Annotated in this window: 19 protein-coding genes; 5 read left to right on the top strand and 14 right to left on the bottom strand. The window is 58.1% G+C overall.

Annotated elements, in window-relative coordinates; all coding sequences use genetic code 11:
* Nucleotides 1-145 precede the first annotated feature (145 nt).
* Both betA and betB read right to left on the bottom strand, forming a co-directional pair.
* On the bottom strand, nt 146-1834 hold the full coding sequence (betA, locus tag DBR00_RS17975; RefSeq protein WP_108488615.1) for a choline dehydrogenase: 1689 nt from the start codon (nt 1832-1834) through the stop codon (nt 146-148).
* A 194-nt stretch (nt 1835-2028) separates the two neighbouring features.
* Nucleotides 2029-3501 carry a betaine-aldehyde dehydrogenase gene (gene betB, locus DBR00_RS17970; RefSeq protein ID WP_108488616.1) on the bottom strand — a complete coding sequence of 491 codons (1473 nt, stop codon included), beginning with the start codon at nt 3499-3501 and terminating at the stop codon, nt 2029-2031.
* A 341-nt stretch (nt 3502-3842) separates the two neighbouring features.
* On the opposite strand from betB, the gene DBR00_RS17965 reads away from it, so the two are divergent.
* On the top strand, nt 3843-5375 hold the full coding sequence (locus tag DBR00_RS17965; RefSeq protein WP_108488617.1) for a BCCT family transporter: 1533 nt from the start codon (nt 3843-3845) through the stop codon (nt 5373-5375).
* 39 nt (nt 5376-5414) lie between these two features.
* Here DBR00_RS17965 and betI read toward each other — a convergent pair whose 3' ends face one another.
* The gene (gene betI, locus DBR00_RS17960) at nt 5415-6005 is read right to left on the bottom strand and encodes a transcriptional regulator BetI (RefSeq protein ID WP_108488618.1); all 591 of its coding nucleotides are present in this window, start codon (nt 6003-6005) and stop codon (nt 5415-5417) included.
* A 525-nt stretch (nt 6006-6530) separates the two neighbouring features.
* Here betI and DBR00_RS17955 point away from each other — a divergent pair.
* Nucleotides 6531-7916, top strand: a complete 1386-nt coding sequence (locus DBR00_RS17955) for a sensor domain-containing diguanylate cyclase (RefSeq protein ID WP_108488619.1) — start codon at nt 6531-6533, stop codon at nt 7914-7916.
* Between the two features lie 352 nt (nt 7917-8268).
* Here the strand turns inward: DBR00_RS17955 and DBR00_RS17950 are convergent, their stop codons facing one another.
* Together DBR00_RS17950 and DBR00_RS17945 are read right to left on the bottom strand one after the other, a co-directional pair.
* Entirely contained in the window at nt 8269-9156 is an 888-nt protein-coding gene (locus DBR00_RS17950; protein ID WP_108488620.1) for a sterol desaturase family protein, read from the bottom strand.
* Nucleotides 9157-9161: 5 nt separating this feature from the next.
* The gene (locus DBR00_RS17945) at nt 9162-9641 is read right to left on the bottom strand and encodes a cysteine rich repeat-containing protein (RefSeq protein WP_108488621.1); all 480 of its coding nucleotides are present in this window, start codon (nt 9639-9641) and stop codon (nt 9162-9164) included.
* A 137-nt stretch (nt 9642-9778) separates the two neighbouring features.
* On the opposite strand from DBR00_RS17945, the gene DBR00_RS17940 reads away from it, so the two are divergent.
* The 3 genes from DBR00_RS17940 to DBR00_RS17930 all read left to right on the top strand — a co-directional run bounded on the left by DBR00_RS17940 (nt 9779) and on the right by DBR00_RS17930 (nt 13948).
* Complete coding sequence (locus DBR00_RS17940; RefSeq protein ID WP_218276636.1) at nt 9779-10495, top strand: response regulator transcription factor; 717 nt, start codon at nt 9779-9781, stop codon at nt 10493-10495.
* A 12-nt stretch (nt 10496-10507) separates the two neighbouring features.
* Nucleotides 10508-11800 carry a sensor histidine kinase KdpD gene (locus DBR00_RS17935; RefSeq protein WP_108488623.1) on the top strand — a complete coding sequence of 431 codons (1293 nt, stop codon included), beginning with the start codon at nt 10508-10510 and terminating at the stop codon, nt 11798-11800.
* Nucleotides 11801-11947: 147 nt separating this feature from the next.
* Complete coding sequence (locus DBR00_RS17930) at nt 11948-13948, top strand: HEAT repeat domain-containing protein (protein ID WP_108488624.1); 2001 nt, start codon at nt 11948-11950, stop codon at nt 13946-13948.
* A 366-nt stretch (nt 13949-14314) separates the two neighbouring features.
* Here DBR00_RS17930 and DBR00_RS17925 read toward each other — a convergent pair whose 3' ends face one another.
* The 9 genes from DBR00_RS17925 to DBR00_RS17880 all read right to left on the bottom strand — a co-directional run bounded on the left by DBR00_RS17925 (nt 14315) and on the right by DBR00_RS17880 (nt 22092).
* The gene (locus tag DBR00_RS17925) at nt 14315-14935 is read right to left on the bottom strand and encodes an L-2-amino-thiazoline-4-carboxylic acid hydrolase (protein ID WP_108488625.1); all 621 of its coding nucleotides are present in this window, start codon (nt 14933-14935) and stop codon (nt 14315-14317) included.
* Between the two features lie 34 nt (nt 14936-14969).
* Nucleotides 14970-15512 (bottom strand): DinB family protein, encoded by a 543-nt coding sequence (locus DBR00_RS17920; RefSeq protein ID WP_108488626.1) that lies wholly within the window; start codon nt 15510-15512, stop codon nt 14970-14972.
* 28 nt (nt 15513-15540) lie between these two features.
* Entirely contained in the window at nt 15541-15849 is a 309-nt protein-coding gene (locus DBR00_RS17915) for an NIPSNAP family protein (protein WP_108488627.1), read from the bottom strand.
* A 71-nt stretch (nt 15850-15920) separates the two neighbouring features.
* Nucleotides 15921-16895 (bottom strand): endonuclease/exonuclease/phosphatase family protein, encoded by a 975-nt coding sequence (locus tag DBR00_RS17910; protein WP_108488628.1) that lies wholly within the window; start codon nt 16893-16895, stop codon nt 15921-15923.
* 149 nt (nt 16896-17044) lie between these two features.
* Entirely contained in the window at nt 17045-18214 is a 1170-nt protein-coding gene (locus DBR00_RS17905) for a DUF418 domain-containing protein (protein ID WP_108488629.1), read from the bottom strand.
* A 578-nt stretch (nt 18215-18792) separates the two neighbouring features.
* On the bottom strand, nt 18793-18999 hold the full coding sequence (locus tag DBR00_RS17895) for a DUF2986 domain-containing protein (protein ID WP_108488630.1): 207 nt from the start codon (nt 18997-18999) through the stop codon (nt 18793-18795).
* Nucleotides 19000-19138: 139 nt separating this feature from the next.
* The gene (locus DBR00_RS17890; protein ID WP_108488631.1) at nt 19139-19918 is read right to left on the bottom strand and encodes a BPL-N domain-containing protein; all 780 of its coding nucleotides are present in this window, start codon (nt 19916-19918) and stop codon (nt 19139-19141) included.
* A gap of 269 nt (nt 19919-20187) precedes the next feature.
* A complete protein-coding gene (locus tag DBR00_RS17885; RefSeq protein WP_108488632.1) occupies nt 20188-21000 on the bottom strand; it encodes an effector binding domain-containing protein in 813 nt (270 codons plus the stop codon).
* Between the two features lie 231 nt (nt 21001-21231).
* Nucleotides 21232-22092 (bottom strand): glycine betaine ABC transporter substrate-binding protein, encoded by an 861-nt coding sequence (locus tag DBR00_RS17880; RefSeq protein ID WP_108488633.1) that lies wholly within the window; start codon nt 22090-22092, stop codon nt 21232-21234.
* Between the last annotated feature and the right edge of the window lie 36 nt (nt 22093-22128).

The raw sequence follows: 22128 nt of genomic DNA, 5'->3' as shown, positions 1-22128 counted from the left end.
CGCCCTTCGCCTGCAGCATCAAGCCGCCTGTGGTTTCACTTCGCTAAAGGCTGGCGCAATGGGCGGCCGATCGCGCCGTGCCGTGCCTTTATATGACAGCGCCGCAGCGGCGGAGCCCCTGCGGCGTTGAGGCGCGTGCGCCGCTTTAGGCGGAGCGTTGCGCGGTGCCACGCACGGCGGCATTACCCGCGACGAAATAGGGCGCGGTGCTGCGTGGCAGCGGGGCGCGGCCACGGATTTTGTCGGCGATTTTCTCGGCCATCATGATGGTCGGCGCGTTGAGGTTACCAGTGACGATCAGCGGCATGATCGAGGCATCCACCACACGCAGGCCGTCGAGGCCGTGCACCCGGCCCTGACTGTCGACCACGGCCATGTCGTCTTCGCCCATTTTGCAGGAACACGACGGGTGGTAGGCCGTTTCCGCGTGTTCGCGAATAAAGGCATCCAGTTCGGCGTCGCTCTGCACATCCTTGCCGGGGCTGATTTCGCGACCGCGGTACGGGTCCAGCGCCGCCTGCGCCATGATTTCGCGGGTGATGCGGATGCCATCACGGAACTCGCGCCAGTCCTGTTCGCTGGCCATGTAGTTGAACAGAATGCTTGGGTGCTGGCGCGGGTCTTTGGATTTGACCTGAATGCGCCCACGGCTCGGCGAGCGCATGGAACCCATGTGCGCCTGGAAACCGTGTTCTTTAACCGCGTTGCTGCCGTTGTAGTTAATCGCCACGGGCAGGAAGTGATATTGGATATTTGGCCACTCGAATTCGGCGCTGGAGCGGATAAAGCCGCCGGCCTCGAACTGGTTGCTGGCACCAATGCCCTTGCCTTGGAACAGCCACTGCGCGCCGATGGTGGGCTGGTTCCACCATTGCAGCGCCGGGTACAGCGACACCGGTTCTTTGCAGGCGTATTGCAGGTACAACTCGAGGTGGTCCTGCAGGTTCTGGCCAACGCCCGGTAGGTCATGGACCACGGGGATTCCCAGTTCATTCAGGAGGGCGGCTGGGCCGACGCCGGAGCGCTGAAGAATTTGCGGCGAGGCAATTGCGCCGCTGCACAGCAACACTTCGCGACGGGCCTTGGCAATGTGCGGGGTGTTGCTGTCACCCACCAGGTAGGTCGCGCCAATGGCCCGCTTGCCGTTGAACAGAATGCGATCGGTCAGGGCATGGGTGACGATGGTCAGGTTCGACCGCTGGCGGGCTTGGTCGAGGTAACCACGCGCAGTGCTGGAACGCCGGCCCTGGGGCGTAACGGTGCGGTCCATCGGGCCGAAGCCTTCCTGCTGGTAGCCGTTGAGGTCGTCGGTACGCGGGTAACCGGCCTGCACGCCGGCTTCGACCATGGCGTGGAACAGCGGGTTATTGCCGTTTTTAGGGGTGGTGACCGACACTGGGCCTTCGCCGCCGTGGTAATCATTGGCGCCGATGTCACGGGTTTCGGCCTTGCGGAAATACGGCAGGCAATCCAGATAACTCCAGTCTTCCAGGCCTTTCTCCTTGGCCCAGCCGTCGTAGTCCATGGCATTGCCACGGATGTAACACATGCCGTTGATCAGCGATGAGCCGCCCAGGCCTTTGCCGCGACCGCATTCCATGCGGCGGTTGTTCATGTGCGGCTCGGGGTCGGTCAGGTAGGCCCAGTTGTAGCGCCGGCCTTGCAGGGGATAGGCCAGGGCAGCGGGCATCTGCGTGCGGAAGTCCAGGCGATAGTCGGGGCCGCCGGCTTCGAGCAGCAGTACGCTGACGTCAGCGTCTTCGGTCAGGCGGGTGGCCAATACGTTACCGGCCGAGCCGGCGCCGATGATGATGTAATCGAATTCTTGGGGCATAAACGCTCCTGTGGCCGGATCTCTCCGGAGAAAACGCGATAACTGTTCCCGGATTGCATCCGGGCTACGGGGCGGTGAAGACCGGGTGATCGGGCTGCCGTATGGATAGCCGTCGGTCTGTGGGAGCGGCCGAGCGGCGTTCCGCTTTATCCGCGACACCTTTCGCGGCTAAAGCCCCTCCCACAACACAGTGCTCAGAACACCGAGGTGTAGCCGCCCATTTCCAGCTGCACCGATTTGATCCGCGTGTAGTGCGCCAGTGTGGTCAAACCGTTTTCGCGGCCAACGCCGGATTGCTTGTAACCGCCCACCGGCATTTCCGCCGGTGATTCGCCCCAGGTGTTGATCCAGCAAATACCGGCTTCCAGCTTGTGGATCACCCGGTGTGCGCGGTTCAGGTCGCGGGTGACCACGCCAGCGGCCAAGCCGTACTCGGTGGCGTTGGCGCGGCGGATCACCTCTTCTTCCGTGTCGTACACCAGAATGCTCATCACCGGGCCGAAGATTTCTTCACGCACGATGGTCATGTCGTCGGTGCAGTCGGTGAAAACCGTAGGGGCGACGTAGGCACCGTTGGCGTATTCGCCCTCGGTCACGCGCTGGCCACCGATCAGCAGGCGAGCACCTTCACTGCGGCCTTTTTCGATATAGCCGAGCACGCTGTCCATGTGCGCAAAGCTCACCAGCGGGCCGAAGTTGGTGGCGTCGTCCTGCGGGTTGCCCAGGCGAATGCGTTTGACCCGCTCCAGCACCTTGGCCTCGAAGCGTGCCTGCAACATGCGCGGCACAAACACGCGCGTGCCGTTGGTGCAGACCTGCCCGGAGCTGTAGAAATTGGCCATCACCGCGATGTCGGCGGCGCGGTCCAGGTCGGCGTCTTCGAAGATGATCAGGGGCGACTTGCCACCCAGCTCCATGGTCACTTCCTTGAGTGATGAGCTGGAGGCGCTGGCCATGACCTTTTTGCCGGTCACGGTACCGCCGGTGAAGGAGATTTTCTCGATGCCTGGGTGCTCAGTCAGCCACTGGCCGACTTCGCGGCCGCTGCCGGTGAGCACGTTGAACACGCCATCCGGCAGGCCTGCAGCGGTGTAAATTTCCGCCAGTTTGAGTGTGCTGAGTGAGGTCACTTCGCTCGGTTTGAAGATCATGGCGTTGCCGGCGGCCAAGGCCGGGGCGGATTTCCACAGGGCAATCTGGATTGGGTAGTTCCACGCCCCAATACCGGCCACCACGCCCAGCGGCTCGCGGCGGGTGTAGACGAAACTGGTGTCGCGCAGCGGGATTTGCTCGCCTTCGATGGCCGGGATCAACCCGGCGTAGTACTCCAGCACGTCAGCGCCGGTGACGATGTCGACATAGCGCGTTTCCGAGAGTGGCTTGCCGGTGTCGAGGGTTTCCAGTTCGGCCAGCTCATCGTTGCGCTCGCGCAGAATGTCCACGGCCTTGCGCAGGATGCGCGAGCGCTGCATGGCGGTCATCGCGGCCCACACTTTCTGGCCTTCGGTGGCGCTGGCCACGGCCAGTTCCACGTCCGCCTGGCTGGCACGCTGCACCTTGGCCAGCATTTCACCGTTGGCCGGGTTGATGCTGTCGAAGGTCTCACCGCTGCTGGCCGCCACATAACGGCCTCCGATATAGAGCTGCTGTTCGTCAAAACGGGGCATGGGTGAGTCCTCTCTTATAGGTGTATTCGGTTTCAGGCGGCCGGCCATGCGCTGCAAGCCGGTGCGGCAAGGTGAAAACGAGCCTACTTTATTTTTATTGAACGTTCAAACAACAAAGAATAAGCTCGCCGCACTGACCCCTTCTGCGGCACATCGCCGCAGTGGGTAAGCCGGCTGTAAGGCCCGCCATAGAAGCGTGCCGGCAGCGGGTTAGGGTCAATCCGGCGTGCCGTCTCAGAACCAGCGGTGCGTTCGTTTCCATTGCCTTGGAGCTCATCTCCACCATGAGTACTGCTTCTCTGATAACAACAAACCCTGAGAAGGTGCGCTTGAATCCGGTTGTGTTTTACGGATCGACAGCGTTGATTCTGCTGCTGACCCTTGCATTAATCGTCTTCCCCGATGCGGCCGGTGCCTGGCTGAGCAAAGCCCAGGTGTGGCTGTCGCGCAGTTTTGGTTGGTATTACATGCTGGCCATTGGGGCTTATCTGTTCTTTGTGCTGTACGTGGCGTGCTCGCGCTACGGCAATCTGCGCCTGGGGGCTGACCACGAGCGCCCGGAGTTCAGCTATGGGGCGTGGGCCGGCATGCTGTTCTCTTCGGGGATTGGCATTTCGCTGTTGTATTTCGCCGCTTCGGAGCCGATTGATCACTTGTACAACCCGCCTGAAGGCGAGCCGGGCACGGCCTCGGCAGCCCGCCAGGCGCTGCAGCTGACCTTCCTGCACTGGGGTGTGCACGGCTGGGCGATCTACGCGCTGGTCGGTCTGGCCGTGGGGTATTTTGCCTACCGCCATCAACAGCCTCTGGCCTTGCGCTCGGCGTTGTACCCGTTATTCGGTCAGCGCCTGACCCGTGGCTGGGTCGGCAATGCGGTGGACTGCTTTGGTATCTTCGTCACGTTGCTGGGCTTGGTGACCAACCTCGGCATTGGCTCGCTGCAAGTGGCATCCGGCCTGGAGTACCTGTTCGGCATGCCCAACAGCCAGGGCGCGCTGCTCACGGTGATTCTGGTGATGAGCGCTGTGGCCACGCTGGCAGCCGTTTCCGGGGTGGAGAAGGGCATTCGTCGCCTGTCCAACCTCAATATCATCCTGTTCAGTGGCTTGCTGGTGTTCGTCTTGCTGGCCGGCGACACCCTGCATTTGCTCAATAGCCTGGTGCAAAACCTCGGTGACTACCTCAACGGTTTGGTGCTGAAGACCTTTGACCTCTATGTGTACACCGGGCAGTCCGGCAAGAGTGAAGCGTGGATGGGCTTGTGGACCCTGTTCTACTGGGCCTGGTGGATTTCCTGGGCACCGTTTGTCGGCATGTTTATCGCGCGGATTTCCCGTGGTCGTACCGTTCGCGAGTTAGTCAGTGGCGTGTTGCTGATTCCGCTGGGGTTCACCCTGGCCTGGCTGTCGATCTTCGGTAACAGCGCGTTGGATCTGGTGATGAATCAAAACGCCACCGATCTGGGCAAAGCTGCGCTGGAACAACCTGCCATGTCCATCTACCTGCTGCTGGAGCATTACCCCTGGTCCAAGGTGGTGATCGGTGTATCGATTTGCGTGGGCTTTGTGCTGTTCCTCACCCCGGCTGACTCTGGCTCGGTGATGCTGGCCAACCTGTCGCGTCAGGGCAGCGAGCTGGACGAAGACGCTCCGCATTGGCTGCGCATCTTCTGGAGTGTGGTCATCACGCTGGTGACCATTGGGCTGTTGTTCGCCGGTAATTTCACCGCCATGCAAACCGTGGTGGTGCTGGCGGGATTGCCCTTCTCGGTGGTGTTGCTGTTGTACATGTTCGCCCTGCTCAAGGCGATGAAGGCCGATCTGGCCGCCAGTGAGCAGCCAGCGGCAGTGTCCGCCCTGCCGACGCAAGGCTGAAGCGGACTCGGGTGGTGCCCTGTGCGCCACCCGAGTTGCTTAACCCGCTTTTTCCAGCTGCATGTCCAGGTAGTCATAGGCGATCTGCATCGCCTGGCGGGTGTCGAAACCTTCACCGGACAGCGCCCCGCGCAGCCACAGGCCATCGATCAATGCCGCCAGGCCACGGGCTGCGCTGCGCGCCTGCGCCTGCGGCAACACCCGGCTGAACTGCCCGCACAGGTTGGAATACAGGCGGTGATCGTTGACCCGCTGCAAACGCCGCAGCGCCGGCTGGTGCATGCTGGTGGCCCAGAATGCCAGCCAGGTTTTCATCGCCGGGCCGTTGACCTGACTGTCATCGAAGTTGCCTTCAATAATCGCCCGCAAATGGGCGCGCGGTTGATCCGCCGGCAGGCGGGCGCGGCGTTCGCGAACGGCTTCGCTCAGCGCCTGCATCAGGTGGCGCATGGTGGCGTCGAGCAAGCCGTTCTTGTCGCGGAAATAGTGGCTGATGATGCCATTGGATACGCCGGCAATCCGCGCGATGTAGGCAATGCTGGCTTCGCTCATGCCGACTTGATCGACGGCTTCAAGGGTGGCCGCAATCAATTGTGAGCGGCGGATCGGTTGCATTCCGACCTTGGGCATCTGTTTCTCCGTCGATGGGGCTTCCCGTAATGCGCGCAGTCTAGGCCGGTTGTTGCGGCCTGATCAATCTGTCAGGGATTTAATGCTGACTATCGGGTCATTAAGTGTCGAGGGTTTATATCACTGACTTAATGGGCGCTCGAATGCTTAAACATTCATAAGTGTATGTGGGTTGGATGAACTTTAATTTATAGAAACGCGTTTTACTATACGGCTGCGTACTGTAATTAAATTGTCACACTGGTGCGTGCCGAGTACAAAAAGATACAGAGCATTTAATGGTATGGCTTTATAAAGATGTGGCATTTCTTGAAACGAGTTTCTGCGCTAGACGGTAATTTGACGTTGGTTTAATGGCGTAAGGGGTTTCCCCTAAGGAGGCTAAATAAAACTATTCGCAATTAAAAGCAGGCTGTGAATCGCAATTAATAATTATAACGAGGACGACCCTGGCGACCCATTAAAGCTTCTGTATGTGCGATGGATGGAGTTTCAGAGAGCTAACGTATTTGGCGAGGGTTTGCTATGAGTGATATCGAATCACCTAATGCGCAGGTGTTGACGTTTTTGTTTGTGCTGTTGTTGATGAGCTTGGGCTATGCCGTGCATACCCGTCGCCAACTTCACAGTGTGGCGCGCAAGGCAGATCGTGTCTTTGCTGAGTTAAGTACGCAACTGAGTAATAATCAGGCGTTGTTACGGGCTGCTGTAGATGGCATTCATGTGCTTAATCTCAAAGGTGATGTCATTCTGGCCAATGAGGCGTTTGCCCGTATGCTCGGCTACGAACAGTATGAGGTCATGCAGTTAAATGTCCTGCAGTGGGATGCACGATTCGACCAAGAAGACTTGATCGCCAATATCCCCATGTTGCGAGGTATAGAAAGTACCTTTGAAACACAACATCGGCGTAAAAGTGGGCAAATCATTGATGTTGAAATAACCAGTGTCGGTGTAGACATTGATAGTGTGCCACTGCTGTTTTGTTCGGCGCGTGACATTACTGCGCGAAAATATGTAGAACAAAAATTATTACAAGCCGCCAGCGTGTTTCATCATTCCCACGAGGGTGTGATGATTTTTGAAAACGACGGCTCCCTGGCTGACGTTAATCAGGCCTTTAGTCGTGTCACCGGGTATTCCCGCGAAGAGGCGCTGGGCCACTGTCCGCCGCTGATCAATGCCGAGTGCAATGACGCAGAAATCTGCCAGAGCATCAAAGCTGCACTCGAGCAATCAGGTTATTGGACAGGCGAAACCTGGAACCTGCGCAAAAACGGAGAGCTTTACGTCACGCACCTCACCGTCAGCCGTGTGCCGGGCATTTCCGGGCGGGTGAATGGTCTGGTGGGTGTGTTTACCGATATTACGCCACTGAAAGACCATCAAAAACAGCTCGAAAAAATCGCCCACTATGACCCACTGACCCGTCTGCCAAACCGCGTGCTGTTTGGTGAACGCCTCAAGTTAGGGCTGCTACAGGCTATGCGACGGGACAATCTGGTAGCCGTTGTCTACCTCGATCTGGATGGTTTCAAAGCCGTTAATGACACCGGCGGGCACGTTGCGGGTGATCAACTGCTGGTTGAACTGGCTGGCAGGATGAAACATGCCCTGCGCGACGGCGACACCGTGGCCCGGATTGGCGGTGATGAGTTTGTTGCCATTCTGGTTGATCTCGAATCCGTCGAAGCCTGTGAAACCGTTCTGCATCGTCTGCTGCAGGCCGCTGCCGAACCGGTGCAATTGGCTACGCAAACGCATCAGGTGTCCGCCAGCATCGGTGTGGCGCTTTACCCGCAAGACGGTGCTGACGCCGATTTGCTGCTGCGCTGCGCCGACCATGCGATGTACCAGGCCAAGAAAACCGGGAAAAACCGCTACCACTTTTTTAACCCTCATGCGCATTAGTAGCGGCTGAACGGATAAAGCATAAATGCATGGACTCGCCTTTGTTCACGGTGCTGTGGACAGAGGTGTGTGGCTGCGGCACTTGAGTTCAGAGGGTGTTAGCGTCGTTCAAGCCTTCACGGGCAATCAGCTTGGTGAGTGGTGCGAAATTGCAGTGATTTGACCACCAATTTGCACAACCACTGACCAGTCAATGGCATTCCAGCTGACCAAGCGTTTGCACTCGACTTGACCAGCGCACGCCGTCGTGACGACCGGCAGAAACCGGCCCCAAAGCGGTCATAGAGTGTCAGCAAAAGCTGGTGCGACTCACTAGTCGTTGGAGCCAAGTGGCTCTCTGTTTGATCCTTTGTTAGTCGTCGCTTTTTTTGCGTGCGCCAGGCGGTGCGAACAATGCGTGCCAGACATCGCCTAGGTTGCGTGCGCTAACCACATCACGCACCAGGTTAATCCACTCATGGAAGGCGATGCGCAATGGGTTGTATGTCAGCAATGGAGTGGTCAGGCCATAGCGCGGTGGCACATCGGCGCGTTCTTCCACATAGGTACCAAACAGGCGGTCGAAGACCATCAGCACGCCGCCATAGTTGCAGTCCAGATATTCCGGGTTGCTGCCGTGATGTACGCGGTGGTTGGAGGGGGAATTGAACCATCGCTCAAACACGCTTCCCAGCTTCGGTATCCAGGTGGTGTGTAGCCAAAACTGATAGAGCAGGTTGGCCGACATCGCGAGCATCACCGCCAACGGTGAAAAACCGAGCCATACCAAAGGCGCGAAGAACACTGCCGTACCGGTGAGCTTGCCCGTCCAGCCCAGCCGCAGGGCGGTGGCCAGCGTCAGCTGATTGGGTGAATGATGCACAGCATGCGTCGCCCAGAACCAGCGCACGCGGTGGGCACTTCGGTGGTACCAGTAGTAGCAAAGCTCCTCGCCTACGAACAACAGGGCGAAGGCCCACCAGGTGTCCATCGTGATGGTGAACAGGCGGTGCTCGTAGACCCAGCCGAGCAGCAAAATCGCAAGCACCAAGCCGAGCCCGGTGGACACTGCATCGGTGATGCCGCGCCCGATTGCATCAGCGATTGACGCGGCAAAGGCTCGCCAATCATAGCCACTCGGGGTACGGCGCGAGAGGACGATGCCTTCAATGGCAGCAATACCCAGCAAGACGACAATCAAGACGCTGAGCCAAGGCCGCAGATCGGCAGTCGCGAGGTCATTCAAGGCGATGTGATCCATGATGGTCAGTCTCCAGCCGCGGTTTGGCAACCCGCACTTAACTTGGTGCGCCTATCCTTCAGGCACTGTTTCTTATCCCCCTCATCCGGTATGTCTGCGCACAACTGCTGCATTTCGGCTGCACAGGTGTCGATCTTATTGAGCTGGAATTGGCATGCCGCAGACAACTGACGGGTGTTCTCGCGCAGGCAGGTGACGATGCGCCCCTCGCCAGGTCGCTGGCCGGTGCAAAATTTTCGGGCATCGCTGCGGCAGGCCTGTGCCAGGGTGCGTTCGCTCGCCGTTACAGGGGCGCTGGCCCATAGCATCGCGGCACATAGTCCACCTAGGGCGAGGGTTCGGGGGAGGTCGGCAAATCGTCGAGTGTGCATTACATACGTCTTGGTGTTTTGGTGGCTGTGATGGTCTTGGTCATGACGCGCGGATGCTGGTGTGACGACGGCATCCATGGCTGAGGCAAAGGGCCGTGAGTGAACCTTGTGCATGGCGGACTCTTATGGGAGTGTGAAAGACAGATGCATCGCACTGAGCATGTGCAAATATTAAGTGCCGCCCGGTGCTGTGCGCGTCTACGAAAAACGACGAATTGCGACAGCGCTGTCGTATAGCCAAATAAAGGGCCATGCCGCGAATGCAACCGCAGATCCTTATCGTCGATGACGATGCCGAACTGTCCGCCATGCTGGTGGAGTTGCTGGCACGCGAGGGCTGGTCCACGCAAACGGCATTGAGCGCGGGCGATGGCGAGCGAGCACTAGCGGCAGGCCAGCCGGACGTCGTTCTGCTTGATGTAATGCTGCCTGACGGTAATGGTTTCGAACTTGCGCGCCGCTGGCGTGCGGCGTACTCGGCCCTCGGCCTTGTGATGCTCACTGCTCGTGGTGATCCAATGGACCGCGTGCTCGGACTGGAGATTGGTGCCGACGATTACCTGGCCAAACCTTTCGAGCCCCGTGAGCTGGTGGCACGTGTTCGTGCGCTGCTGCGCCGCGCGAAACCGGAGCGTGCAAACACCGCTGTGCTGCGTTTTGCAGGACTGTCGATTGATTTCCTCAAGCGTGAAGTCATCGCCGACGGCGGTGTCGTGACGCTCACCAGTATTGAATTCAAGTTGCTCGTTGCGCTGGCCAAGCAGCCTGGCACCCCGCTGACACGCGAGGCGCTTTCCGAGGCGGTGCAAGTAGGCAGCTACCAACCGCAGGAGCGTACTGTCGACGTGCAGATTGCGCGGTTGCGGCGCAAGCTGCGCGACGCGAGCATGGGCACCCAGTGGATCGACACCGTGCGCGGTGAGGGGTATGCCTTCATACCACGTGGAACCGGTGCCCGTGCGTCTTAGCGAGTTAGCCCGATGAGCCGCTACGGCAGTTTGTTTGCGCGCCTGCTCGCGGCGCAAGTGGCGGTGGCCATCGTGCTCACCGTGATGCTGGCGATGATCTTCTACGCGGAGCGCCACCGCACGGTGGCGCAGCTTGTTGTATCACGCTGGGCACCCGCCTTGATGCTCGTGGCACAAGGGGCTCCGATGGAGAAGGCACGGCAAATTGCGCCCGGCCCCTTGCAGGCCTCGGATCAGCGACCTGGTGAGGTGTTCGGGATCGCATCACTGACGCCGCGCCGATCAATTGTCAGCCAGGCATTGATTGAGGCAGGATTGCCGGTGGCAGACCTGGTCTTCGGTCGTAAACGGGACGTCACGTCGGTAGGGCCGACGCTTTGGTTGGCGCTACGCGGCACAGACGGCAGCGTGCGCTGGGTGGGTTTTGAAAGTGCCATTGTCGAAGAAGCGCTGGGCGAGCGGGTGTTGATCGCAACGCTACTGCTGGTCGGACTGGCTATAGCTGCTAGTGCGTTGATCGCACATCGTCTGGCACAGCCACTCGAAGCCCTGCGCGCGCGTATTGCGGCCGACGATGTATCCAGCGACCCGTTGCCACACGCTAGCGCGGAAGTCCAAGCGATCGACGAAGCCTGGCGTACGCTGCGGCAGTCCCTTGATCAGCAAGAGCGCGAGCGTGCATTGCTATTGGCGGGCGTGTCGCATGATCTTCGAAGCCCGCTCGGCCGGATTCGCATGGCGGCCGAGCTTTTGCCTGAGGGCGATGGCATTGCCCCGAAGCGCGAAGTCATCGTGCGTAATGCGCTGCAAGCAGATCGGCTCGTAGGAAGCTTTCTCGACTATGTGCGCAGTGGTGAGCTGTGTCTGGACGAGACGGTGGATGTGGCCTTAGTGGCAAACAGCGTAGTGGCGCAGCAGCAGCGCGCCGATACGGAGTTGCTGGTTGAAGTACCGCCGTCGCTCATCGTGCCTCACGCCAGTGGCGTGCTGCTTGAACGCGTGATTGGCAACCTACTCGACAATGCTTTTACCCACGGTCAGCCACCGGTGCGATTGACCGTGAGTACGGCGGGTCTCAGGGCTTTGATTGAGGTCGAGGACTGTGGGTCGGGTATCGCACCGGAAGATCAGAAGGCGATGCTGCAAGCCTTTGCACGTGGCGATATGGCCCGCCGGCACCCGGGTTTGGGCCTGGGGTTGGCAGTTGTGCAGCGTGTTGCAAAACGAATGCGCGGTAGCGTTACGTTCTCCTGTTCGCCTGATGCTGCAAGGACCATGGTGCGATTTGAGTGGCCGATAGGTTGATGCCGCTGAAGCTACTTTTTCAACAGAATCGGCTAAAAGCAGACGTTTAGAGTAAGGAAAATAAAACCATCCCCTTTTCGGTCCTCTTTGCCTGACAAATGCGCTGTGATGTAATCCGACCGACTTTACTCAATGGATGCTGGCTACATGGATGACCTGAGCAGGGCGCTTGCAGAATACCTGCCGGCTGCCAAACACGATGTTGATGTATTTCTTACCCTCGAAGCGCTAGCGCGGACCAAGCCTGAGGTTGCAAGCGCAGCGATTTTTGAATTCATCAAAACGGCCAGCGACCGGCATGCGAGATTGGCCAGCAACGCGCTTGTTTTATTGGCCGAACGTGGGCCGGCTCTTCTGGTAGCTGCCACGTCGGACGAACATGCGCCCGTGGCAGATGCCGCGAAGAAAGCGCTTTTATCGCGTCCCTCCCATGAAGCTTTGCCGTTTTTCCTGCGCCTGGGCAAGTCAAAAAACGTCGACGAAGTCTGCACCGCACTGATGATGCTGGGCAGAATTCCCTCGCCCGAGGTTCGCGCGCCGCTGTTTAAAGCGCTTACCCACCGTAGCGTCAATGCCCGCCAATACGCCGCCGAGGCCATTGGCCAACATGCCGACGAGAGTTGGATAGCAGAGTTGCTAGAGGCCATCCGCGACCAGAAACGTGAAGAGCAGGAAAAGAAGAAAGATCTCTCAGAAGTCACCCGTACGCTATGCAAAATCATTATCGCCAAAGCTAGCTCCGCCAACCTTGACCTGCTGCTTAGCGGGTTGCAGGACAGCAACGGCACCTTGAGGGAAGCCTGTATCGAGGCCCTTGGGCGTGTAGGTGATAACTCCGCAGTACAACCGCTGCTGGAATTGCTTGAACTACCGCAAAGGGGCGTACGCTACCGATCAGGGGATCCCACAGCACATGATCTGCAATACGCCATAGTTCGTTCTCTGGGGCAGTTGGGCGACCTGCGTGCGGTGGCGCCGCTGCTGCAAATCAATACAGTGTTTTCGGCACAAGCATTGGGTCAGTTGCAGGCATACGAGGCGGTTCCCGAACTGGTGGCGGCCTTAGAGCTAGCCAAAGTGCCAAGCGATGCAAGTGACTTGGCCGAGGTGCTGACACAACTGGCTGGCCCCGGCGACCAGCAATGGCCGCGTATGGGCCTGCGCGCTGAGTCACTGAGGGTCCGTCGAGCAGCTGCTTTGGAGTTTTACCGCACAGCCCCCGATGATGCCGCCATCCATCTGCTGGAGATACTTGCGCAACTGGCGCCGAGCGATTCTATTGCAGTCGCTGCAGCGCTAGCTGAACTAGGCCGAGCGGAAGGCTTTCAGGGCCTGGGTCGGGCGCTCGATGACGACCCCCATCACTGGAATGCCAACGCAGTCGTCTATGCCTGCGAGCGCCTTATAGGGCCGCAGGTGCGGGTGCTGCTGTTAAGTCTGCTGCCGAGCATTCGCAACGAGTATGTGCAAACGCTGTGCTCTGCCCTAGCCACCCAGGGAGCCGAGGTTTTACCAGCGCTTATCAGCGCTGCGCAAGCCGCCAAGACCGATGTTCGTTACCGGTATGAGATGGCGATTTCAACATTTCGAGCCCCCGAGGTGGCCGAACTGCTCACCCCCCTGTTGATGCGTCACAACCCGTTGCGGGATGCCGCTTGGTTGGCTCTCTCTCAAACACCCAGCGCACAAACCACGGCGGCATTAAGCGCTGCCCTCAAGCAAGCTGATACGGCAGCCGATGCTCGCTTTATCACCAAGGTTCTGGCCCAGGTCGCCACCGCAGAAGCCATACCGGACCTATTGCTTGGGCTGGAACATGATGCAAACGCCGAGGAAATTTTCGATGCCTTGGGACGTCTGGCTAACGCTGAAGCAGTGCCCGCGTTGATCGAACAACTGACCAGTGGCAACAGCCTGCGCCGGAAAGGTGCGGCGACTGCGCTGGCGCAGATCGCCGATCACACTGCATCGTTACCTCTGTTTGAGTTATTGCTGACCGAGGAAAACCTGGAAGTGGTTGAGGCTGCAATGGCGGCCCTACTGCGCGTATGCAGGGTGGATGATGTTTGGCTACACGAGAACCTGAAAACACCTGGCACTCGTGCCTTTTTGGTGGTTTTAGCCGCTCAGTCAATTCACCACTCTTAAGGGGGATGGGCACTGCAAACGCCAACCTGTGTGACATCCGGAAAGAGGGTGCTGAGCGATTGACCGCTATTGGCCGATTCTGTTGAAAAAGTCGGTTTCTGAGAGAGCTACTTTTCGGCAGCTCAAAAACGCTCGATTTCGGCGTTGCTACGTAAAAATCAATACAGCTGCCTTCTGAGCGAACCAGATTTCAACGTCGCCCACACTCTTTCATGGGCAAAAATCGAGACGGGACTTTTTCAACAGAATCGGCCGGTTGTTGCCTGTCGCGACCGGCAGCAGTGGTTGTTCTCTGCCAGCTGCCGGTCAAATCCAATGCAAATGACTGGTCAGGTCGAATGCAAGTGGGTGGGTAAGTCTGTGCAATTACTCACGTGGCACGCTAAAACGGAAATCGCAGTGTGCGGCACCGCCGGCGAGGGTCTGCGTGCGTTGCAGGCTTACGCCCCAATCCTTGGCCATGCGGTAATCCAGACTGCACGCGGCAAAGTGGGTCAACTGCGGCGCACCCTGCTCACGCAGGTAACTGGCCAGCGGACACACCTGCACATCAAAGGCCACGCCAGCGGCGGCGGGCAGGTTTGTGCGGCGGAAAGGGCGGGTAAACACCAGGCTGAATAGCGCATCGAGCAGCCACTTGATGCGTGCCGGCAAGCGGCGGCTGCGCAGGCGCGACACCTTGAGCGCCAGGGCGCTGGCCGGGGTGAAGATCTGCCAGTTGATCTGCTCAATCCACTCGCCGGCCTGCTGCTGGCCAATGCCTTGCTCCTGCAGGGCGCGGTACAGCGCGCAATCCCACTGCATATAACGCAGCAGCAGATTCACTCCAGGCGAATGGCCTGCCCGCGAGCGTTGCATTTCTCCCTGTATTTCCAGGGTTCTGGCCCACACCGCTGACGCCGTGGCCGCAGGCAAACAAGCACCTGGCTGCGTCTGCGCCGCCCGGTGAAAGACGATGCGCGGGAGCAGCAGGGCGAGTGGCTTCATCGGTTGTCTTGGCTCTGGCGATTTGTTGAGCGCATTAGCGCGGCGCCACGTCGGCAATCAGCGCCAGTAAATCGGTCATGCCGATATCCTGCCCGGCCTGGAACAGCAAGGTGCTGGCCTGGCCGCGATGATGAGTCTGGTGATTGAAGAAGTGCAGCATCAGGCTGGCGTAAGGGCGATGCGCGGGCACGCCCTTCATATTGCCGTAGGCCAGCCCATGCTCCAGGTCCGGCTCGGTCAGCGCCGCTACCCAGTCGCTGATATGCCCATCCAGTCGGCTGCGCAATGTCTGCAACGAGGCGAGCGTGTCGAACAACAGCTGATCTAGCGCGACGGGCTGTTTCAGATCGTCCATTGCCTTGCGCAACTCAGCACACGCCGGGTGCTCGGCAAAGCGCTTGAGCCAGATGATATCGCCCACCGCAATATGGTTCAGCGTGCCGAGGATGGACGGGAAAAACGCCCCGCGATCCTCACTCAGCGCCTGCGGCGACAGCTTGCCGGCTGCGGCGTAGAGCTTGTCATTCATCCATGCGTTATAGCGGGCCAGTAACTGGAAATGGGCTAGTTGAGACATGGCGCTTAACTCGGCAATTAAGGTTCAGTCAGGCATCAAATACCGGGCGGAAAAAGGTGCGCTCGTTGCTGATGATGCACTGGGTCTCTTCCGCATAGTTAAAGGCCGCCAGGCACTCGGCGTCGGCAAAGGACTTGAGCCGGTATTGCTCGTACTCCGCCAGGCTGGGGAAGCTGAACATCGCCAGGCCAATATTGTTGGCCCCTTCCGAGGGCAGAAAGTAGCCGTGATGCGTACCGCCAAACTTCGCCACCAGGGCAATCCACAGCTTGCCGTAGTGCTCGAATTCCTCAAGTTTGCGCGGGTCGAGCACATAGCGGATATGACAGGTGATCATGCTGGTCCCTCAATGATTGGATTGGATTGCTGTGTGGCTGCAGGCGATTAGGCAAGGTAAACCTGTCGCCTTTATTTCTCTAGCGTCGGCACCAGGCGAACCAGCACCGGCAAATGATCCGAGCCCAACTGTGGGCCTACTTGGCGCGACACGACCGCCCAATGTTGCGTGACCAGCACCTGGTCGATAGGCAACCCGACCACGCCCTGCAGAACGGCCGGCCAGGTCGCGGCCAAACCGCTGGCGCGGCGCAAACCCAATTGCGCCAGCCCGCTGAAGGCCGACGACCAAGGCGTGGCATTCAGGTCGCCAGCTAATACCGTCGGTACGGCGCGGGCTGCAGCTTGCTTGGCCAGGGCTGCCAACTTGGTGTTACGCACGCTGTGATACTGCGGCGAAAGCGGCGGCATGGGGTGCAGAGCGATAATCCCGATCGGCTGGCCGTGCCACTGCAGCTGCGCCTCGATATGGGCAATGCCCTGCGCATCTTCGATCACCTCTACCTGCTGCAGCGGATGGCGCGACAGTACGGCGATACCAAAGGGGTTGTCCTGGGCAACGATGTGTTGATAGGGGTAATCGCCGAGGGCGTGCAAGCCTTGCGCATAGGCCGGGGAAACCTCCAACACCACCACCACATCCGGCTCTTCCTGGGCCAGCCAGGCGGCCAATGCCTGAGTGTTGCGGCTATCTAGATGAACATTGGCACTGGCCACGGCAAATACCTGGGCCTGCGGATCGCCAGCCGGTGCTGGTGCGGATGCCGTCAGCCAGGGCAGCGGCAGCGCCAACAACAACACGGCCCAGCGCTTATCACGGCAACAGGCCAGTCCGGCAAACACCACTAACCCGAGCAAGAACAGCCACTGCCAATGGCTGACCAGGTCGATCAACCAGGCCAGCGCACCTGCGGACCCCGCGAGAAGATTCGAGAGCCACGGCAGTAGCAGGCCGAGCAGGCAAAGCAGCGCCAGCGTATTAACGCGTCTGGCCCTGAAGGCGCTGCGGTTTGGCTTGGGCTTATCGGGTGTGCGCGTTGTGGCCATGTTCGGATATGCGTGTTCCCGGCAACTTATTAGGGATCATGGTTGAAGTGGCCTTGCCGCAGAAACGACTTGGTCTGAACGGACAATATTGATCCGGTTCATCGGCGGCGTGTCGCCTCCACCGCTTTAACCGAGTATTCGGCGGTATTTCAATTGCGTCGCCAAGCAGGAATCGCCGCAATGGTTATTGCGCGCAGCACCCATTCTCCTGGCCCATATAAATGATGTTTCAACCACCAGCGGCTGAATAGCAACTGAATGGCGAAAACAAAAGGCACAATCACAAGAACGATTAACGGCGAGAGTCGATCAATCAATCCAAACCCGTATCCGGTAAACAGGATGCCAAGGAGTAGGGATTGCCCAAGATAGTTCGTTAGCGCCATTTTCCCCATGGGGGCAAGTGCTTGCTCAATACGCTGCCCTGGCTTTGTCCGGAACAGCATGACTGCTGCCACTACGTAGGACGCTGTGAGTAAAGGTGCCGTCAACTGACCGAGCCCGAAGGCGATGATTTCATAGGCACCGCCGGGAGCGTAGGTTGTTGCCAGCGCGTAAGTGAGTGCTCCGACGATTCCAATTGGCAAAGCAACCAGAAAGATCCGCTGTGTGTGCATGTTGTATAGAGCAGGATTCTCGAAAAAACGGATACGGCCTGCCGCGAGGCCAAAGAAAAACATGGCCATTGCACTTGGACCCTGCAGCATAAACAGGGTCGCAATCGTCTCCAGCAAGTGAGTTGCGTGGTAGTTAAGCGTCGCCATCGCGTCACCAGTGAATGCAGCCCGTTTCGCGTTGGCACTGGTGAGGTCTGCGTCCATCACTGCGGCCTGAGTCATTGCAGCGATCCCGAGCAGTATCCATAGCACGCCCATGGTCACGACTAACACGACGCCGATCTTCGCCGCACGACCAGGTGGGAAACCCCGACAGGCTAAAAGTATCAACCCTAATAGTGCGTAGATAGAGAGTATCTCGCCGTAGTAGAGGCAGGCTCCGTGCACTAGACCGATTGCGAGCAGTCCGCTCTGGCGCCGCAGCATTCGTGGGAAGAATGCGCGTTCAGCCCGTTCGGCTGATGCCATTTGTAGGGTAAAGCTGTAGCCAAATAGAAAGGAAAATAATAAGTAGAATTTGGTTTCAAAAAACAGCGAGATGGAAAAACGAACCGCTTGATCAACCCCTGATACATAAACGGGATTGGACTGTGTTGTGGTGTAGTAGGGGTCGGCGAAAGCCCATATGTTCACCGCAAGAATTCCGAGTAGGGCGAATCCCCGCAACGCGTCGATATTAAGAAGGCGGTTTGATTGTTCCAATTCGAGTTACCCTGCAAGTTTGTATTTATGCTTAAACATGTTCTGTGCTTATGCATTAGTAATTAATATGTACAACAATGGCACACTAAAACAGATGCGTCACACAGGGCATTGGCCAGTAAAAAATAAAATTAGGTGCGTATTTATCTATGTCTGCGTTGAGACGGGAGCCTTACAGGCTATTTTCCTTCTTTCGGTATTTGGCGTTTGAGGGGTGGTTGGCATGATGCTAGAACGCTAGACAAAGCAGAACTCAATCTCATCGGTCTCGACTTCAAATAAGGCCGAGTGCTCAACGTTTGCAGGTACGTGATGCCCCGTCACCGACGTAATCCGGATCGTTTGCTTATTCATACCCAAAATCAATTCGCCGTGCGTAATCACGCCATGGTTATTGGTGTGGGTATGCGGTGGGATGAATGTTCCGGCGGGGGGAGGTACATACAACGGTGCTGCCATTTGCCTCAAGCTTACAGGCGTCAAAGCGGCCGTCGAATAAGAGCAGTTGTTTGACTATTTTTGGGTATTGGCCTGGCATATGAGCATTCTTCCTTGTGGTTCATCACGGCGTATTGAGTTTATGGCTGTGGCGCGTCTTCGCTTGGAGCGGTTAAATCCGACACCGCTGGCTCGGGCGTAATGATTGAGTCAGGCTTGGCTTCCTCAGCCAGTTTTAAGCGGTCGGCTTTGCTGATGTAGGTGGTTTTTTTCTTCGGAGCTTTTTTCGCGTTGGCCTTTTTTGCATGGGCTTCCAGCAGTTGTTTGATTTTCTTGCGACGGTTCATGGGGTAGGCCGTTTAGAGGGTTAAGCGTGCGGCGTTTAGGTGTTGAGCCCACGGCTACTGATGCCGCAGGAACCCACGTTCTGGTGTTCAGCCATTTTGCATGCTGACGCGTTGCAATACGGCTGTTCACCCTAGCCGGCTAACGCTGATCGATTGATACGGGCTGATCTGAAAGCAGTGCTTTCAGTAACGCTTCAGCCAAATGGGTGTTGTCTTGCATCGTGTGGCCGTTAAACGCCTCGCTTTTCCAACTGCTGGGCGCTTCGGGGTGCGGGCCTGAAACGGCCACTTTGCCGTGACCGTAGGCGTTCACGAGCGCTGCTGGCTGGCCGTTTTGATAGCGAGCGATAATCTGGGTGAACTCAGCGTCTGGTTGCAGCGTAAATTCGGGCCCTGCCTGATAGTACATACGGCGCGTTTCGCCCAGCCAGGTGATGGGGTAAATCTTGGGCGCAAAGTCTTCGTCATGCGCATCAGATTCTGCAGGGGTAAGACCCAAGGCTGGGAAAAAGTCACCTTCATCATGCCAGCCGGCAGATGCTAAAAACGCCCCGCCACAGACGCCCAAGTACCTTCCGCCGTTTTGCAGGTATGTCTTTAAAGCTTGGCGCGTAGTGGGTGTAAAAGCTTCAAGCAATGGCTGCACATCATCATCCGTCCCGCCCAGGATAAAAACACGGGCATTATCCAGCAGCGTTGGCAATGCGTTCAGGTTGCTCACGTACTGGATCTTCAGGCCGCTCTTACTTGCAATGTCGGCAATCGCCTCTGTGCTGTCGGGGTCTGCACCTGCGCCGTTATAGATCAATGCATAGTTCCCACGTGCAGTGGGTTGAGCGGCAGCCGCTTCGACGAGCGTAGGCAGGATGAAGGTCGTTAAAAGTGCAGCTGAGCAGAGCATCCCTTTGAGTAAGCGCATTCAACAAATTCCCTGTTGGTTAACGTGCAAGTGGTTTATACATATGACTGCTTAACGCATTTTGTAGATGTTTATGGCTTTATGCTAAACAACATCCCCTTGATGTGCGTCTATCTTGCGGCCCGTACCGGAGGGTGTGATACACCGCGGTCCAATCTTATCCCGCCGCCCATTTACAAATCACATCCCATCGACACAACTGTTGCCGGTTCAGTGTTCACCGTTCGCGGCGTCATAGCGACAGCTCGAGCCTGTCTCTGTGTGGGCCGTCAGTTTTTGAGTGGGATATAGATCTCGGTCACACTGTTCGGATCCATGGGGCCTAGGAAGCGCTCACCACTGTATTCGAACTCCACGCCCTCGTCTGGCTGCATTCCGGCAGATGGCAGCCATTCACTGTAAGCAGCACGGAAGGTTTCTGGCAGCGTAGCGACTATGCCGTGATGCTCGATCCTCGCGTAGTGACGAGAGGGTATCTGCACTTCCACCATGCCGGCCACTAGCGGTGCGTCGGCACCCACCGGCAAACCCGCGATATAACGCCATTCGCCGTCATCCAGGGGCTGGCAGACTCCAAAAGTCCCGACCGGATCTTGTAGGCGATCGATCTCTGGCTCTCTCGGTACGAAGCGCTCCCACATTTGGCCGATAGTGCCCTCGTTGTGCTGTTGCCAGCTCATGCCCATGATTCGCAATGCCGGATAAACGACTCGCTCAGGCGTTTGCATCCCGGGTATGCAACGCTCTGGCTGAGCCAGGTAGCGAGTGAGCTGGTCAAGTACCTGCTGGTCGCGGGCGATTGCACCTTTGAGTTTGCGGGCATGTGCCTCCAGGGCCTCACGGAGGCTTACGACACAGTCCAGTCGGCCACTATTCGCCAGTATGCGAATATCCTCCAGCGGCATACCAATTTGTTTGAGCCAAACAATGCGACCCAGGGTAATGATTTGTTCGGGCTGGTAATACCGATAGCCATTGTCGCGTCCGGTAAGGGCCGGGGTGAACAAACCAATGCTGTCATAGTGGCGAAGTGTCTTGGTCGTAAGCCCGTGACAACGTGCCATTTGTCCGATGGTAAGCATGGAGCCTCCTGTTTCTACTGGTAAAAACCTAGCGTATTGCTTGCCCTAGGGGAAAGCTCAAGCGCCTCCAGTTCTGCCGCTCGTCAACTAATACGTGTGCGACTCAGGTCGAATGCAAATAGGTACTCAGTCCATGCAATGGTGCAGGCCACAGCACCTTTTCCTGCAGCCCTAATGCGCCCACAAAAAAGCGGGCCGTAGCCCGCTTCTTTATAGCCGTGCAGCTTGGGCTTATTTAAGCCACTCGGCGACGCGCTCTGGGTTTTTGCTGATCCAGGCTTTGGCCGCGTCTTCCGGTTTGGCGCCTTCGCGGATGGCGAGCATGACGGCGCCGACTTCTTCACCGCTCCAGGAGAATTTCTTCAGAAAGGCAGCAGCTTCCGGGGCTTTGCTGTTGATGCTGGGGTTGGCGACGGTGTCGACGTGTTCGTCATCACCGAAGACTTTTTTCGGGTCTTCGAGGAAGCGCAAGTTCCATTTGGCGAACATCCAGTGCGGGATCCAGCCGGTGACGACAATGGCTTCCTTGTTCTTCTCGGCGCGGGTCAGGGCGGTGGCCATGGCGGGGCCGGAGCTTGGCATCAGTTTGATGTCGCTGAGGGCGTATTCCTTGATCGCTTCTTCGGTGCGGCGCATCACGCCGGCGCCGGCGTCGATGCCGGTGATTTTGCCGTCGAAGTCCTTGGCGTAGGTTTGCAGGTCGGCGATGGTTTTGGCGGGTACGTAGTCCGGCACGATCAGGCCGATTTTCGCCCCGGCGTAGTTGGTGCCGAGCACTTCGACTTTGTCTTTGAGTTTTTCAAAGTATTCGCCGTGGGTGGCGGGCAGCCAGGCGGAGAGTGTGGCGTCGAGGTCGCCGCGGGCTACGCCCTGCCACATGATGGCCGGCTCGACGGCTTTCAGCTCAACGCTGTAGCCCAGCTTGCTGTGCAGGATTTCCCCGGCGACATGAGTGGCGGCGACGCTGTCGTCCCAGCCGTTGACGTAGCCGATGTTCAGGGTGGCTTTGTCAGCTGCCATGGCGCTGCTCATGCCGAGTACCAGGGCGGCGACGCCGAGGTTTTGCAGGCAGAGGTTCTTCAGGTTTCGCATAGGGTGTGCTCCGTCAGTGAGAGTGGCAGTTCAGTG

Source organism: Pseudomonas sp. HMWF032, from assembly GCF_003060885.1.
Taxonomy (GTDB): Bacteria; Pseudomonadota; Gammaproteobacteria; order Pseudomonadales; family Pseudomonadaceae; genus Aquipseudomonas.
This window is presented reverse-complemented; position numbering and strand designations above follow the sequence as displayed.

What these genes read in the sequence shown, in the direction of transcription:
- betA (WP_108488615.1), bottom strand. Translation starts at nt 1,834, where the DNA reads ATGCCCCAAGAATTCGATTACATCATCATCGGCGCCGGCTCGGCCGGT.
- betB (WP_108488616.1), bottom strand. Translation starts at nt 3,501, where the DNA reads ATGCCCCGTTTTGACGAACAGCAGCTCTATATCGGAGGCCGTTATGTG.
- betI (WP_108488618.1), bottom strand. Translation starts at nt 6,005, where the DNA reads ATGCCCAAGGTCGGAATGCAACCGATCCGCCGCTCACAATTGATTGCG.
- DBR00_RS17955 (WP_108488619.1), top strand. Translation starts at nt 6,531, where the DNA reads ATGAGTGATATCGAATCACCTAATGCGCAGGTGTTGACGTTTTTGTTT.
- DBR00_RS17950 (WP_108488620.1), bottom strand. Translation starts at nt 9,156, where the DNA reads ATGGATCACATCGCCTTGAATGACCTCGCGACTGCCGATCTGCGGCCT.
- DBR00_RS17945 (WP_108488621.1), bottom strand. Translation starts at nt 9,641, where the DNA reads ATGCACAAGGTTCACTCACGGCCCTTTGCCTCAGCCATGGATGCCGTC.
- DBR00_RS17940 (WP_218276636.1), top strand. Translation starts at nt 9,779, where the DNA reads ATGCCGCGAATGCAACCGCAGATCCTTATCGTCGATGACGATGCCGAA.
- DBR00_RS17935 (WP_108488623.1), top strand. Translation starts at nt 10,508, where the DNA reads ATGAGCCGCTACGGCAGTTTGTTTGCGCGCCTGCTCGCGGCGCAAGTG.
- DBR00_RS17930 (WP_108488624.1), top strand. Translation starts at nt 11,948, where the DNA reads ATGGATGACCTGAGCAGGGCGCTTGCAGAATACCTGCCGGCTGCCAAA.
- DBR00_RS17925 (WP_108488625.1), bottom strand. Translation starts at nt 14,935, where the DNA reads ATGAAGCCACTCGCCCTGCTGCTCCCGCGCATCGTCTTTCACCGGGCG.
- DBR00_RS17920 (WP_108488626.1), bottom strand. Translation starts at nt 15,512, where the DNA reads ATGTCTCAACTAGCCCATTTCCAGTTACTGGCCCGCTATAACGCATGG.
- DBR00_RS17915 (WP_108488627.1), bottom strand. Translation starts at nt 15,849, where the DNA reads ATGATCACCTGTCATATCCGCTATGTGCTCGACCCGCGCAAACTTGAG.
- DBR00_RS17910 (WP_108488628.1), bottom strand. Translation starts at nt 16,895, where the DNA reads ATGGCCACAACGCGCACACCCGATAAGCCCAAGCCAAACCGCAGCGCC.
- DBR00_RS17895 (WP_108488630.1), bottom strand. Translation starts at nt 18,999, where the DNA reads ATGAACCGTCGCAAGAAAATCAAACAACTGCTGGAAGCCCATGCAAAA.
- DBR00_RS17890 (WP_108488631.1), bottom strand. Translation starts at nt 19,918, where the DNA reads ATGCGCTTACTCAAAGGGATGCTCTGCTCAGCTGCACTTTTAACGACC.
- DBR00_RS17885 (WP_108488632.1), bottom strand. Translation starts at nt 21,000, where the DNA reads ATGCTTACCATCGGACAAATGGCACGTTGTCACGGGCTTACGACCAAG.
- DBR00_RS17880 (WP_108488633.1), bottom strand. Translation starts at nt 22,092, where the DNA reads ATGCGAAACCTGAAGAACCTCTGCCTGCAAAACCTCGGCGTCGCCGCC.